Source organism: Limnospira sp. PMC 289.06, from assembly GCF_032350395.1.
Classification (GTDB): domain Bacteria; phylum Cyanobacteriota; class Cyanobacteriia; order Cyanobacteriales; family Microcoleaceae; genus Limnospira; species Limnospira platensis.
In genome coordinates, this window is record NZ_JARPLC010000038.1 from 1 (window position 1) to 13756 (window position 13756).

Below are 13756 nucleotides of genomic sequence, written 5' to 3' on the forward strand. Positions count from 1 at the left end.
GATACAGGGATGCTGGGGACTTGAACAGGTTTTCGCCAAAATGAGAATTGCTGATCACCCCCATAACCGGACGCTGATAGGGTAGTTCCCTTGTGATACCCGTCAATGGCAAGTCTATCGGTTCGTTCCTCACCATTGACTGCTATCACATCGGTCACTCCCTTTGAGTGCTTGTCCCGGTTATGGGGGGAGGGTATGATTCAAAGCCAACACGATCGCCTATCCGGTTATCTATGGGTCCAATTGATAATCTCCGGTGAGGGAAACTAAAAGTGCGATCGCAAAACCTGAACTATCATCTACCGGAACCAACCCGATACCCCCCAAACAACTTTTCAACTGGAGGCAATTACCGGGATGGGAATCGATACCCACATAATTCTCAGCAAGTCTCCAATCTTTGATGGTAATCATCACGTCCAACAGTCACTACCAACATAATCGCCTTACCCAAAAATCTTAGTCGTAGGTTGTAGGTAAAGCGATCGGTTAGGGGTAATATCCGTTATGGGTAATATCTGGACATGATAGGGTGAGCATTCATATAAACCCGTAATTAGACTGTTGCAGTTAGACTGTTAGCATTTAAGCTAATGAAAAAATTGACATTTAATTAGACTGTTGCAGTTAGACTGTTAGCCCAAAATACATAGACACCCCCTACAGTCAGAAACCATAGGGGGTCATTAAGTTATTGAGTTAGCTGTTAGGCTGTTAGGGTTTACGCCAACCATCCATCATCGTCAATATCATCTCTGTTGATTTAGTTAGGTGGTAAACGCGTATCATGGTCATATATTTTTGGGCAGATTATACTATCTAACGAATATTTCAAAAACTCAAATAATATGTCGAAATTTTTATTTTTTTAATCTAGCTTAGACTCCATTATTTTATTGCCTATAAATGAAGAAATTACCAAATAAACAATAATAATTATCAATAATATAACCTCTATTATAATTAGATTAATTGTATTAATCTCCAAAAATAAATGGTAAACCACTTAATCCTCTCTAAGGGGTCAAATACTGCGTCAAAATTGCTATATGGCGGCTCGGCAATGATTTGATATTGATTAAGCCAAATAATATATCGTTTAACCATCATATTCTGTTGGACATCATTGTATGCGTAAAATTTTAACCATCCCGCGATTTTCCAATCAACAGGAATTTGGTCCGCCTCAAATAATATCCTCACAAATTGGCTACCTGATATATCTGGAAATTTCTGACTACCATGTTTTGAATCATCCTCTTTGATGAAATATTGGTGATAAACTCAAAACCAATGAGTCTCAGATATATCATAGTTGTTAGGCATTATCTAATCTGTTTGATTACATGATCGTTAGCTGTATCGCACCATAAATCACCAACCCTTAAACCTGTAGGGCTTGTCGGTAAATTACTGAAATTAATTCTATGCCCTCTTATATTTCCATTAACATCTAATCTTGTTTGTGCTACTGTGGTTCCGATACCGACGACGTCAGCAATACTGACGGAGCCAAAGTCATCGATGCGTATGGGTTCGGAGCAAGCGGTTCAAAATGATATTGAGCCTAATCCATTTAGTCTAACAATTGGGTAGATGTACAAGTTGGGCAGGTAGGCATGGAAATTGAACCCGAGTCGGTTTTTACACCTCTATCATTAATATTAGGCACTACCCCCGGTAATTGCCTCCAGTTGAAAAGTTGTTGAGGGGTATCGGGTTGGTTCCGGTAGATGATAGTTTAGATTTGGCGATCGCACTTTTAATATCAGCCAGATGATAGCCCATAGTTTCCCCTCACCGGAGATTATGAATCAGACCCATAGATAACCGGATAGGCGATCGCCACCATACTTTCATAATCTGATACTGAAAGGCGGTCTGATATCTTTGTACGTTGATTCCCTAGCGGGTTCCCCCCCCACCTACGGCTATCGTGTTGGCTTTGAAACATACCCTCCCCCCATAACCGGGAAAAGCACTCAAAGGGAAGTGACCGACGTGATAGCAGTCAATGGTGACGAACGAACCGATAGGCTTGCCATTGACAGGTATCACAAGGGAACTACCCTATCAGCGTCGGGTTTAGGGAGTGATATGGGTATTTGACAGATTGATTAAGTTGTGCTTGTTGACTGAGTAATCATCCTATTGACAGAATTATTTTCCTGTGCTAGGACTAGATTGTGAGTAATATCTGAGTAATTAGGTGCGACTATCGGGTTAAGTGAATCCCGGTTATCGCTGCTAGGATAAGGATTTCCCGAAAATGGGCGATACTGGACTTGAACCAGTGACATCCTGCTTGTAAGGCAGGCGCTCTACCACTGAGCTAATCGCCCTTTTGCATTCGATGTTTTCTATTGTAGCAGCAATCGCTAAAATAGGGAAGCTATTTTTGAAAAAAATTTTTGTGCTATGCCTTCTGGCAAAACCCACGATCGCATAACACTCTGGAGCTTGCCACTGGTGGCGGGTTTGACCTTTGGACAAACTCGCAGCAGCCATCTAACCCTCCTAGTATCTGCCAGTTTTCTATTTAGTGGCCTGATGTTTGGGCCAGATTTAGATCTAAACTCGCGACAGTTTCAACGTTGGGGGTGGTTCCGTTGGCTATGGGTTCCCTATCAAAAGAGTTTGCACCATCGCTCGTTTCTGTCCCACGGGCCTTTTATTGGCACTGCCTTACGGGTTCTGTACTTGTTCACCTGGCTAGGCGGTTTTGGTGTGATTACGACTATGGCGATCGAGTTTCTGTTTTCGGTAGAGTGGACGATATCAAGTTTAGCAGGGGAACTATGGCAATTTCTGGTAAACCACTCTCTGGAATGGATCGCTATCTTCTGCGGTTTAGAACTCGGTGCTATGAGCCACTATCTATCTGATTGGGGATCATCTATTTATAAACGCCTGCAAAGCCAAGGGGTATATGGACTGATACCACCATCAGTCCTAGTCAAAAAACCGAAAAATACCACCTCCCGGCGGTCTCGCTCCAATTCCTCGTCAACTTCCCCAAAATCCTCGTCAACTTCCCCAAAAAAAAGCAGTCGTCGTTCTAGAAATTCCTCGACTGTGGGGAACTCCCGCAAACGATAGTATATATCCTAACTGTTAGGAGCGATGCTATACGGTAGGATTTTATCGGTTAATCAAATTCGTACAATCAACCCTAAATCAATATGTCTGATTCTAGTCATAATCAACCCGAAAACGACACGCTAAATGCCTTACAAGAACTAATTGATGTGGTGGCTAAATTACGATCGCCTGATGGTGGGTGTCCTTGGGATTTGGCTCAAACGCCCCAAAGTTTAACCCCTTATATTCTCGAAGAAGCCTATGAGGTAGTCGATGCCATTGCTACGGGAGACCCAAAAGCGATCGCTGATGAATTAGGAGATTTATTGTTGCAAGTAGTTCTACAAGCTCAAATTGCCAGCGAATCTCAGCAATTTTCCCTGGCTGATGTGGCGGCTGGTATTACGGAAAAACTCATCCGCAGACATCCCCACGTTTTCGCCGATGTGAAGGTTGATAGTGTCGAGGAAGTACACGAAAACTGGGAAGCTATTAAGGATAAAGAAGCGGCAAATCATCAAGATTCCCAGTCTTTAAGTGCTAAATTAAACCGTTATTCCCGACAACTTCCGCCTCTGATAGCAGCTATGAAATTATCTAAAAAAACTGCTGCTGTTGGCTTTGAGTGGGATAATGTTGATGGGGTTTGGGATAAGTTTCATGAGGAAGTGGCGGAATTTGAAGAAGCCTTACGCTACGAAGATAAAGCACAACAACAAGCGGAATTAGGAGATATTTTATTTGTGTTGGTCAATTTAGCCCGCTGGTATGATATCGACCCTCATGAAGCGCTACGGGAGACTAATCATAGGTTTATTCGCCGATTTTCTATGGTAGAGGCTGCTTGCGATCGCCCTTTAGCAGACTACACCCTAGCTCAATTAGATGTCTTATGGGATAGGGCTAAAGCTATCATTAAGGAACAGGGGAATTAAGGGATTGATAAAAGGCGATCGCACATCCTCCATAGACTTTTTGGCGGACGATCGCTAAACCGGAAACCTCTACCATTTCTCGTTTTGGGTCATGTTCAGCAATTAACTCTCCCCCGGCGGCGAGTAGGGAATATTTGGCGATCGCTTCTAGGACAGGTTCATATAAATTGGCTGTATATGGTGGGTCAAAATAAATGCGATCGAACTCCTCGGCGGCTAAGGATTTTAGCCGTTTAACCACATCTCCCCGTAGGACGCGAAACTGTTGTTCTGGTGTAGCTACTTGCTGCCAATTTTGCTTAATAATTTGACAAGCTGGCCCGGACTGTTCGATCGCCACTGCGATCGCCGCCCCACGACATAGAGCCTCTGCCCCCATTGACCCACTACCAGCACAAAGATCCAGCCAACGACATCCAGTAATGTCCTGCCAAATATTAAACACGGCTTCCCTGACCCGTGAGGGAGTAGGTCGGGTATTTTGTCCGGGGAGGGTTTTTAGTTGGCGATTACCATAAATTCTCAAGGCCATTTGTGAACACTATCCCATCTAAGTAATTACCTTTTGAGAAGAGTTCACCAACTGCACAAAATTAGATAATAATTGCAGTCCGGCGAGTGAGGATTTTTCGGGGTGGAATTGTACCGCCATCACATTTTGGTAAGCGATCGCAGCAGTCACGGTTTGGCTTCCGTGGGTGATAGTGGCGGCGGTAATCGTCGAATCAGCCGGATCGACATAATAAGAATGCACAAAATACACCCAGGGATTATCTCCCAAATTATCCCAAAGACTGACTGATGGTTGAGTAAATGTTAGTTGATTCCAACCCATGTGAGGAATAGTCAGTCCGGGTTCTGATTTAAACCGTCGCACTTTACCCGGAAAAATCCCTAACCCTGCTTCTTCCCCTTCTTCCCCGGACTCGAACAAAATTTGCAACCCTAAACAAATCCCCAAAAATGGCACACCGTCAGCAATTACCTGTTTAATGGGTTCGATGAGATTACGCGATCGCAGATGTTGCACCGCCGGGTCAAAGGCTCCTACTCCTGGTAAAAGCACACCATCAGCCGCATTGATTACCTTTGGATCATCGGTAATTTCTGGGGTTCCTCCTGCATTTTCCAAGCCCTTACAGACCGAGTGCAGATTACCCATATCATAGTCAATTACTGCGATTCTCGCCATCTATATCCCTCAAGCCACCATTTGACATTATCTCATATTTACGGACAATTTGGGAACATTTGGGAGTTGATGATTATTGAAATTATTAATTGATGGCTCCGTTTTCGGTTGGCTGTTGACTGTTCAAATCCAAGATTAAGGCTTGATTATAGGCATCACGAGCTTCTTCGGAACGGTTTAAACCCTCTAAAGCTAATCCCCTTTGATGCCACACTTCCCGGTCTTTGGGGTCAGCATTTAGGGCTTTATTTAGGGCTATTAATGCCTGTTCATAACGGCCTAAATGATTTAAAGCTATCCCCGTATCTAACCAGCCATTTAGTTGATTGGGGTTAATGGCGATCGCCTTTTCCGCCGCCTCTAATGCTTGTTGATATTCCCCTAAATTCCGCCAGGCTACACTTTTTTCTATCCAAGACCAATAGGCGCGGGGATTAATTGCTAAAGCGCGATCGCTTGCTTGTATAGCATCAGCATAACGACCCAAACCCCGCAACACCCAAGCGCGACTTTCCCAGGCTAAATGGGAGTTAGAATTGATTACTAAAGCGCGATCGCAACTCATTAGGGCTTCCGGCATTTGGTCTAAGATACGCAACACCCGACAACGATAAAGGTGGGCATCAAAATGGTGAGAATTTTCGGCAATTGCTTTATCATAAGCACTTAAAGCCTGTTCATAATCACCTTTATCTCGCGATATTTCTCCCTGATTAAACCAGTCAGTAGGTGTGTAGTTAGATATAGCCGATTTATGTAATCTCTCGGTAGCCCGTTGATAATTGCGGGCGATCATGGTATTCTTAGGGTTAATACTGAGGGCGCGACTGTAGGATTGTAGCGCTTCCTGGTGGAGTGATAATCTCTCTAAAGCATAACCTCGATTATTCCATACCCACTCGGAATTACCATCAATTTCTATAGCGCGATCGCAGGATTTTAAAGCATCCTGAAACTGGTGTAAGTTATTCAAAGACCAGCAGCGACCATTCCAACTATGGACATAATTGGGATGAATCGCAATAGACTTGTTATAAGATTCTAAGGCTTCCCGATATCGCCCTAATTGATTTAAAATGTTGCCTCGTTGATGCCAGGAATGATATGACTGAGGGTTAATCGCGATCGCCGCGTCGCAACTTCTTAGGGCTTGATCATACTGTTCTAAATGATATAATGCTGAACAGCGACCCTCTAGGGCTTGCAGATAATTCGGGTTAATATCCAAAGCCATATTATAGGCAGATAAGGCTTTATCGTATTGTTCTACATCCAAAAAACTCTGAGCTTTATGGCGTAATTTGACCGCCTGTGACCAGGGAAAACTAGCTGTGAAATTTTCGGATGGGCGATTAACTTTTGATGATTGAGAATTGCTAAAATCTCGCGCCTCTTGCATAGCCATATTGCCCACTAGCACCATAAAAAATAGCGCCCCTATGGGTTTAAGTTGAGAGATAACTACATCCCTGGAAGTTGTCGTCCTAGTCAAAGCTGCTAAGGCTTGAGAGGCATTTTTAAACCGTCTTTTGGTGCTAGGTTCTACCAGCCTTTCTAACCATGCCAAAAAACGGCGATCGCCACCTTTTACCAGTTGTCTAAATTGGAAACAATAGTTATCATCAATAAGCTGACCAATATGGGCGGGATGAGTCCCTGTTAGCAGACAAATTAGGGTAGCCCCCAAACTGTAGAGGTCGGAAGATTCTGTTAAGGGTCGGTTAAAGAGTTCCTCCGGTGGCATAAACCCCGGTGTTCCGGCGGCGATACTACTGGTGGCGGTATCTTTTCCACCTACTTTAGCAAAGCCAAAATCCACTAGATAAGCATTGAGGCGATCGTCTACTAGAATGTTACCTGGCTTAATATCACGGTGAATAATTGGCGGATTATGCTGTTGTAAATATACCAGAATCCCTAAGATAGAAATAGCAATTTGCCTAATCTGTTCTGGGGTGAAGCGTTGACCAGACTCTAGGGAAGGTGCCTTTTTGTACTCCTGCACCAAACAGAAGCCAGCCGGAGTCTCAAAGGATGTCAGATAGCGCGGTATACGGGGATGTCTAATCTGCTGTAACATCTCGATTTCCCGTTCATGGGCTTTTAATCCTGCCCAACTCGCCCCAGTAAAGGCAAAGCGAAATTCTTTGATTGTCACTGGTTGATTAGTTTTGGCATAGGTTGCCAGGTAGGTTATCCGCCCCCCTTCTGGGTTACATCCCAATTGCCTAATGGTGTGATAACCTTGATGTTGGAAGTCTGGAAGGTTGCTCATGGCTGGCTAGGATTGCTTACAATATACCCCATTATATCACCCACTATCGGGATTATACCGGAAATTTACCAGAATGTCAAATATATTGTAATTATTAGGTTGATTGATTGAGTAATTGTTGAAAGTGGGAATATAAATCTTTAGCCAAGGCTTTAGGATTCCATAAAGGGGCTAAATTATCAGGGTTTTTAGATGCCATTAACTGTTCGCGAATTGATTGTCTAAGTTCCGGTTCACGACCCAAACGGATAGCCCAATTTTGATAGTCTTCCCAGGAGTCGGCTATCCCCATTTCTACACCTACTGCTTTTAAGAAAGAATAACCCATGCGGGATAAAAATTGTGAGCCTCGGCGAGTGACTAGGGGAGTATTAAACCAGAGGGCTTCCAAACTATGAGTACCACCATTGTAGGGGTAGGAATCCAATAGCACATCTGCCAATATATAGATTTTCCGGTGTTCTTCTTCGGTCGCAAATCGACTTATTTGTTTAATGCGATGTTGACCGACACCGATCGCCTTACAAGCGGCCGCATAGGTTTCACGAATTATCTGGGTATCTCCTAATGCTTTGTGAACTAAAATACTATCGGGAACTTGTTTAAGGATATTGACCTGGGCTTTCACTAAATCAGGGTTAAATTTACGTCCCGGTGCTACACACAAATAAACCACCTGGTCGCGACTAATACGGTAGGCTTGTCTGAGGAGGTTTTGATCTGCTGATACTCTCTTGAAGCCAGAGACGGCCATAAATGTCTGAGGCATCCTAATTAATTTTTCAGTATAATAAGATTCTCGCCCTGGGGGATGGGTATAATGGTCGCCAATAAAATAGTTATCGGCGGAAATTTGAGGGCTATCAAAACCTAGCCAAGATATACAAAAGCGAGCAGGTTGGTGGGCTAAAATTTCGGTATTAATTTGGACACTGAGAGAGTCTAAGTCTAGGAGAATATCGATTTGGTCTTGGCGAATAGCGTTCACAATTTCTTGGGGGTTGGGGAGTCCCTGGGGGAAATTTTGGGGGGCAAAAACTTTGTGAGCAACTTGTTCAAATGCTGGAGTTTGGTTATCTCGGGTAGGCCGATCGCTCCAATATAGATAAATTTCTGTATTCAGGGCGGCTAATTCTTTAATGACATCGGCACTACACCAGCCGACGGAATGACGACAAAAGTTTTTAGAAAGAATCCCAATTTTCACGGTTTTGGGGCTGGGGATATTGCCAAATCCTTTAGTGGTTTGAATAGTGGTGGGTGTGGAAGTAGGAGATATTAGGCTAACATAGCGATCGCTAATTAATCGTTGTAGCTTATAATTCTTTTCTAAATCATCCCGCAGATAGGGCAGGGCGAATAATAGGTTAGCATAAAGGGATTTAATCTCTACTGGTTTGGTGTGAGCTAGTAAAGCCGGGACTTGTGATTCTAGCTGCAAAAATCTTGGTAAAGCCACGGCATTTAAACCGGAAACCTGATAGATACTAACGGCATAAATAGCGGTCATAATCGGATCGATACTACCACAATTTTTGAGGTAGCTTTCTACGGCATTCCGGGCGGAGGCGAGGTCGGAGGAGTCGCGATATATGCCACAGATATTTTGATAGGCGGCGATAAAATTGGGTTTTAATTCGATCGCCTTTTCTAAGAAGGGGATAGCTTCTTTCGGCTGGCCTTGATGTCTATGAATTATACCGATTTGACAGTAGGCTTCTGCCAGATTGGGGTCAGCGACAATAGCCTGTTTCCACAGGGCGATCGCCTCTTCTAATTTACCCTCATTGACGAGTTGATTTCCCTGGTTATAAAGATGAATTGCGCCCCCGGTAGAGGAATTAATTTGATGAGCCTTTTGTTCAACTATTAAGGCTTCCGACTCTCGCCCCAGTTGTCGCAAAGCACGAGCGAGGTTAACATAAACTGCGGTTAAGTCTGGCTTGAGGGCGATCGCCTTTTGATAGCTGGCGATCGCCGATTCCAATTGTCCTTGTTTATAGAACATACTACCCAAATTAGCATGGGCTTGGGGTAAATTCGGGTCAAATTCTAAAGCCTTGGCATAGTATCGGATCGCCTCTTGAATTTGACCCCGACCCTGAGACACATTACCCATAGTCACATAAACCGGAGGCCAGTTAGGTTTCAATTCTAACGCCTTTTGACAGGCGGCGATCGCCTGATCATAGTCTCCCTGAAGATAACAAGTCTCAGCCTGGTGCAAGAATACTTCAGGACTAGGGTTAGATGGGGAGTTAGAAACAGAAGGTAACTGGGAAGACATCTGATAAGATCTCGTTTGATGGGTAAAAATGGGTTCAGTTGATTCTGAGATACCCTATTTTTCTATCATAGCCTGTTGATACTGACAACAGTACAGGGGGGGGATTTTGATCAATTGCTCAGATCTATCCTTGATCCTGATAGAGGTCATCGACTCTTGTATACACAAAATGAGCCAATTGAGACTACAATAGTATTATATGAACCTTTAACTGCTATAGACTCAGCCAGTCTTAAATACGAAGGAGGTGTTATTACAGATAAGCCAACAGTTAACGATGAATCTAACAATGAATCATTAATAGATAAAGCTAACGCTGAAGGAAATCATGCAGTTTATCAAGCAGCATTAGTCAGCCTAGTATGGGGATTAGCCGGATTAAATCGAGACTCCAATTCCGATAAATATGAGGAAAGCAAATCGAAAATGCACGTCAACATTGACCCTCTCAAAGAATCTTAAAGCTATCTCAAAATCAACAAAAGAGGGATATAGCCTGGCTATACCCCTCCTTTTCATGGTCAGATAATTGACCAACTTCTTAACGTCTGGCATTCATTAAATTAGTATTGAATAAATTGGCATCATCCAAATTAGCGCCCGCTAAGTCTGATGCAGTCAAATCAGCCCCACTTAGATTAGTTCCTGTTAAATCAGTATCCCGCAAATTAACACCAATGATATCAAAGCCATATAGGCTTCCTTCTTGAAGACGCACCAAACCCAAACTAACTACAGACTGACGAACATTTTGAAGATTCGCCCCAGTTAAATCAGCACTTTCCAAATTCGCACCAACTAGATTTGCACCTCTGAGGTTCGCATCAGTCAGGTCAGCAATCACCATCCCCGCTAGGGTTAGATTAGCATTCCTCAAGTTAGTACGGGTTAAGTCTGCGCCGTGAAGTTTAGCTGCAATCAGGCTAGTATCTGTTAAGTTAGCCTCAACCAGGATAGCCCGGTTGAAGTTAGCCTCATTCAAATTAGCACCAGTAAGATCAGCACCACTGAGATCAGCCCTTCTCAGGTTAGCACCACTAAGGTCTAATCCTTGTAACTGTGCCCCGGTAAGATCACATCCCTCACAGCTTTTAGTCTCCAGCAACTGCTTCAGGTGGGCGGGGTTTTCTGCACGAACTGCAGTAGCGATACCAATGGTAACAAGTAATGTTGCGGTTGCGTAAGCTAATAATTTCATCCCACACCCTCCTCGACTCTCGATACTATTACTATGACTGATTTTGAGCCCGAAAGAAATGAGTAAAATCTCACCGTAAGCTGATCGATATCACAGTCAGGATCTAAAATAGATGCTGCGATCGCATTTTCTACCTAAACAACAACGGCCCTAACCACGTCAGCTAGGCGGTTAGCGCTATCAACCACTGCCAAGGACCCAGCCGCCTCAGCCATCCGATTGAGTTCTGTAGAGTCACCCAATAGATACAAAACTTTACCTTGGAGTTCTTCTGGTGTCAAGTCCTGCTGTTGAATTAATACCGCCGCCCCTTGTTTAGCAAAAACCTTGGCGTTAAAAGTTTGGTGGTCTTCGGCGGCGTAGGGATAGGGAATGAGAATAGCGGGGGTTTTAGTAATGGCCAATTCTGTTAAAGTTCCCGCCCCGGCGCGACTAACTGCGAAAGTAGCGCGTTTGAGCAAGGCTCCCATGTGATCATAAAAAGGCATAGCAATATAGTGGGGATGCTGGAGGCTGTCAGCGTCGGGGTCGAGATTTCCGGTAAGGTGAACGATCCAAACACCTGCATCTAACCAAGCTGGTGCGGCGGCTCTGACTAAGCGATTGACGGCTACAGCGCCCTGAGAACCTCCTAACACTACGACGAGCGGCGCATGGTCAGGAATAGGGAATTCTAAGGGCTCTGACTCGTTGGTAAAGGCTGCGCGTACAGGAGTACCCACAACGGTAGTTTTGGCTTTGGGAAGATATCTAGCGGCTTCTGCGAAGCCGATCGCCACCTGGGTACAGCGAGGGGCTAACCAGCGGGTGACTTTACCGGGAAGGGCGTTAGACTCATGGAGAATGACGGGTAAACCGAGGGAACGAGCTGCTAAAATGGCGGGGGCGGCAATATAACCCCCTGTAGTGAATACGCCTTGAAAATTGCCCTGTTTGAGGAGGTGGCGGGCTTTGAGGATAGCGGTGGCTAGACGAGTCCCGGTCATGAGAGTTCCTAAGCCGGGTTTTCCCTGAAATCCACCCACGGCGATAGAATGGATAGGGTACTTTTGGGGAACTAGCTGGGTTTCCAGGCGGTCTGGAACTCCTAGCCATTCGATATGATAATCACTAAGACTATCGGCGGTGGCGATCGCCGGAAACAGATGCCCTCCAGTACCACTGGCTGCAACTAATAATCGCGTGGGTGTCTCGGTCAAGGCTGCTTTTCCTTTGGATACTCAATCAATAATTTCGCTACAATCAAAACACTGGAAGAATCAGAGGGGGTGTTCCCAACGGAAATCCCTAGCTCCTGATTACTTTACCACTCTGACGCACAACTGACAACTATACTTATGACCCGCCTTGTGATTTTTCCGTTGCGCTACCCGGCTTTTTCCCCAGTTTTATCAGCCATTCTGACAATTGCTCTCTGGTGCGGTTTAGGCTGGGGGAGCGATCGCGCTTGGGCATCCGAACCAGACACCGCCCCACCGGAACTGAAAATGCTGCTAGAAAATATTGAGACTGAAGCTAATCGCCAAAATCTGGAAGCGTTGATGAGGTTTTATGCTCCAGATTTTGAAAATACTGATGGTTTAAATCATGATACTTTAAAACGGGGTTTAAGGCATTTTTGGGAACAATACTACTCTCTTAATTATCGCACGACTTTGCAGGATTGGGAACGAGATGGAAATGCGATTATTGCGACAACGGTTACGGAAATTGAAGGGGTGAAACGCTTTCCCGATCGCGATGTAATTTTGCGATCGAGGATTACTTCCCAACAGCGCATTGAGAATGATCTGATTATCGCTCAGGAAATTTTAGCGGAACGCAACCAGTTAACTTCTGGTGATGCTCCCCCAACGGTTACATTGAATATTCCTGAACAGGTGTTCACGGGTCGAGAATTCAGCCTTGATGCTATAGTTGAAGAACCCCTGGGTTCGGAATTGTTGATTGGAGGGGCGATCGTCCAACCCGTTAATACTAATGCTTACTTTGAGCCTACACCTGTATCTATTCAGTTTTTAACATCTGGTGGTATTTTCAAAATTGGTCAAGCGCCGATATTACCAGAGGATAACTGGGTTTCTACTATTCTTATGCGTCGTGATGGTATCACCTCCATTACCCAGCGCATGAGAGTTGTCGATTAATCGATATAATAGGGGCGAAAAATTTCTCGCCCCTACTAGGTAAGATAGATCCTGTAGGGGCGGGTTCTCCTATTTCCTCACCTCCCCACAGGAAGATTGATAAACCCGCCCTTCCCAAGGGGGGTATTTGCTAACCTCCCCACAGGAAGATTGATAAACCCGCTTTTTGACCTGTAGGGGCGGGTTCTCCGATTTCCTCACCTCCCAACAGGAAGATTGATAAACCCGCCCTCCCCAAACTGGGTATTTCCTCACCTCACCAGGGGAAGATTGATAAACCCGCCCTTCCCAAGGGGGGTATTTGCTAACCTCCCCACAGGAAGATTGATAAACCCGCTTTTTGACCTGTAGGGGCGGGTTCTCCGAGTTCCTCACCTCCCCACAGTAAGATTGATAAACCCGCCCTTCCTTCCCAAACCGGGTATTTCCTCACCTCACCAGGGGAAGATTGACGGGCTCGCCTTTTGAGGTAAAGCCCTCACCCCAAACCCCTCTCCCATACGGGAGAGGGGCTTTGAAAAGTAGCTCACCAATCCACCAAACCGGGTATTTCCTCACCTCCCCACAGGAAGATTGATAAACCCGCCCTTCCCAAACCGGGTATTTCCTCACCTCACCAGGGGAAGATTGACGGGCTCGCC

At 44.8% G+C, this 13756-nt stretch carries 14 protein-coding genes and 1 tRNA gene; 4 read left to right on the forward strand and 11 right to left on the reverse strand.

Annotated elements, in window-relative coordinates; translation table 11 throughout:
- Positions 1 to 231 precede the first annotated feature (231 nt).
- The 4 genes from P5674_RS10300 to P5674_RS10315 form a co-directional block, all read right to left on the reverse strand.
- The gene (locus tag P5674_RS10300; protein ID WP_006669990.1) at positions 232 to 414 is read right to left on the reverse strand and encodes a hypothetical protein; all 183 of its coding nucleotides are present in this window, start codon (positions 412 to 414) and stop codon (positions 232 to 234) included.
- Between the two features lie 549 nt (positions 415 to 963).
- Positions 964 to 1203: a hypothetical protein gene (locus tag P5674_RS10305; protein ID WP_006615866.1), complete on the reverse strand. Its 240-nt coding sequence runs from the start codon at positions 1201 to 1203 to the stop codon at positions 964 to 966.
- A gap of 604 nt (positions 1204 to 1807) precedes the next feature.
- A complete protein-coding gene (locus P5674_RS10310; protein ID WP_315669978.1) occupies positions 1808 to 1954 on the reverse strand; it encodes a hypothetical protein in 147 nt (48 codons plus the stop codon).
- Between the two features lie 316 nt (positions 1955 to 2270).
- Positions 2271 to 2342, reverse strand: a tRNA-Val gene (locus P5674_RS10315).
- Positions 2343 to 2418: 76 nt separating this feature from the next.
- Here P5674_RS10315 and P5674_RS10320 point away from each other — a divergent pair.
- Together P5674_RS10320 and mazG are read left to right on the forward strand one after the other, a co-directional pair.
- On the forward strand, positions 2419 to 3099 hold the full coding sequence (locus P5674_RS10320) for a metal-binding protein (RefSeq protein ID WP_006617634.1): 681 nt from the start codon (positions 2419 to 2421) through the stop codon (positions 3097 to 3099).
- 83 nt (positions 3100 to 3182) lie between these two features.
- Entirely contained in the window at positions 3183 to 4016 is an 834-nt protein-coding gene (mazG, locus tag P5674_RS10325; protein WP_006617635.1) for a nucleoside triphosphate pyrophosphohydrolase, read from the forward strand.
- Here the strand turns inward: mazG and rsmD are convergent.
- From rsmD to P5674_RS10345, 4 genes are all read right to left on the reverse strand, one after another.
- Positions 3997 to 4548, reverse strand: a complete 552-nt coding sequence (gene rsmD, locus P5674_RS10330) for a 16S rRNA (guanine(966)-N(2))-methyltransferase RsmD (RefSeq protein ID WP_006617636.1) — start codon at positions 4546 to 4548, stop codon at positions 3997 to 3999. The genes mazG and rsmD overlap by 20 nt on opposite strands.
- 18 nt (positions 4549 to 4566) lie before the next feature.
- On the reverse strand, positions 4567 to 5208 hold the full coding sequence (hisH, locus tag P5674_RS10335) for an imidazole glycerol phosphate synthase subunit HisH (RefSeq protein ID WP_006617637.1): 642 nt from the start codon (positions 5206 to 5208) through the stop codon (positions 4567 to 4569).
- Between the two features lie 85 nt (positions 5209 to 5293).
- Positions 5294 to 7483 carry a tetratricopeptide repeat protein gene (locus P5674_RS10340; protein ID WP_315669979.1) on the reverse strand — a complete coding sequence of 730 codons (2190 nt, stop codon included), beginning with the start codon at positions 7481 to 7483 and terminating at the stop codon, positions 5294 to 5296.
- Positions 7484 to 7577: 94 nt separating this feature from the next.
- Positions 7578 to 9770, reverse strand: coding sequence for a tetratricopeptide repeat protein (locus tag P5674_RS10345; RefSeq protein WP_006617639.1), 2193 nt, complete (start codon positions 9768 to 9770; stop codon positions 7578 to 7580).
- 114 nt (positions 9771 to 9884) lie between these two features.
- Here P5674_RS10345 and P5674_RS10350 point away from each other — a divergent pair, with 114 nt between their 5' ends.
- Positions 9885 to 10232, forward strand: coding sequence for a hypothetical protein (locus P5674_RS10350; RefSeq protein WP_006617640.1), 348 nt, complete (start codon positions 9885 to 9887; stop codon positions 10230 to 10232).
- 79 nt (positions 10233 to 10311) lie between these two features.
- Here the strand turns inward: P5674_RS10350 and P5674_RS10355 are convergent, their stop codons facing one another.
- Positions 10312 to 10968, reverse strand: a complete 657-nt coding sequence (locus P5674_RS10355) for a pentapeptide repeat-containing protein (RefSeq protein ID WP_006617641.1) — start codon at positions 10966 to 10968, stop codon at positions 10312 to 10314.
- 134 nt (positions 10969 to 11102) lie between these two features.
- Positions 11103 to 12167 carry an undecaprenyldiphospho-muramoylpentapeptide beta-N-acetylglucosaminyltransferase gene (gene murG / locus P5674_RS10360; protein WP_006617642.1) on the reverse strand — a complete coding sequence of 355 codons (1065 nt, stop codon included), beginning with the start codon at positions 12165 to 12167 and terminating at the stop codon, positions 11103 to 11105.
- Between the two features lie 138 nt (positions 12168 to 12305).
- On the opposite strand from murG, the gene P5674_RS10365 reads away from it, so the two are divergent.
- The gene (locus P5674_RS10365; RefSeq protein ID WP_006617643.1) at positions 12306 to 13115 is read left to right on the forward strand and encodes a nuclear transport factor 2 family protein; all 810 of its coding nucleotides are present in this window, start codon (positions 12306 to 12308) and stop codon (positions 13113 to 13115) included.
- 69 nt (positions 13116 to 13184) lie between these two features.
- Here P5674_RS10365 and P5674_RS10370 read toward each other — a convergent pair whose 3' ends face one another.
- A complete protein-coding gene (locus tag P5674_RS10370; RefSeq protein WP_062945961.1) occupies positions 13185 to 13490 on the reverse strand; it encodes a hypothetical protein in 306 nt (101 codons plus the stop codon).
- Positions 13491 to 13756 lie beyond the last annotated feature (266 nt).

Excerpts from the sequence above, each read along its gene's own strand:
- P5674_RS10300 (WP_006669990.1), bottom strand. The coding sequence starts at position 414 with ATGATTACCATCAAAGATTGGAGACTTGCTGAGAATTATGTGGGTATC.
- P5674_RS10310 (WP_315669978.1), bottom strand. The coding sequence starts at position 1,954 with ATGTTTCAAAGCCAACACGATAGCCGTAGGTGGGGGGGGAACCCGCTA.
- P5674_RS10320 (WP_006617634.1), top strand. The coding sequence starts at position 2,419 with ATGCCTTCTGGCAAAACCCACGATCGCATAACACTCTGGAGCTTGCCA.
- mazG (WP_006617635.1), top strand. The coding sequence starts at position 3,183 with ATGTCTGATTCTAGTCATAATCAACCCGAAAACGACACGCTAAATGCC.
- rsmD (WP_006617636.1), bottom strand. The coding sequence starts at position 4,548 with ATGGCCTTGAGAATTTATGGTAATCGCCAACTAAAAACCCTCCCCGGA.
- hisH (WP_006617637.1), bottom strand. The coding sequence starts at position 5,208 with ATGGCGAGAATCGCAGTAATTGACTATGATATGGGTAATCTGCACTCG.
- P5674_RS10340 (WP_315669979.1), bottom strand. The coding sequence starts at position 7,483 with ATGAGCAACCTTCCAGACTTCCAACATCAAGGTTATCACACCATTAGG.
- P5674_RS10345 (WP_006617639.1), bottom strand. The coding sequence starts at position 9,770 with ATGTCTTCCCAGTTACCTTCTGTTTCTAACTCCCCATCTAACCCTAGT.
- P5674_RS10355 (WP_006617641.1), bottom strand. The coding sequence starts at position 10,968 with ATGAAATTATTAGCTTACGCAACCGCAACATTACTTGTTACCATTGGT.
- P5674_RS10365 (WP_006617643.1), top strand. The coding sequence starts at position 12,306 with ATGACCCGCCTTGTGATTTTTCCGTTGCGCTACCCGGCTTTTTCCCCA.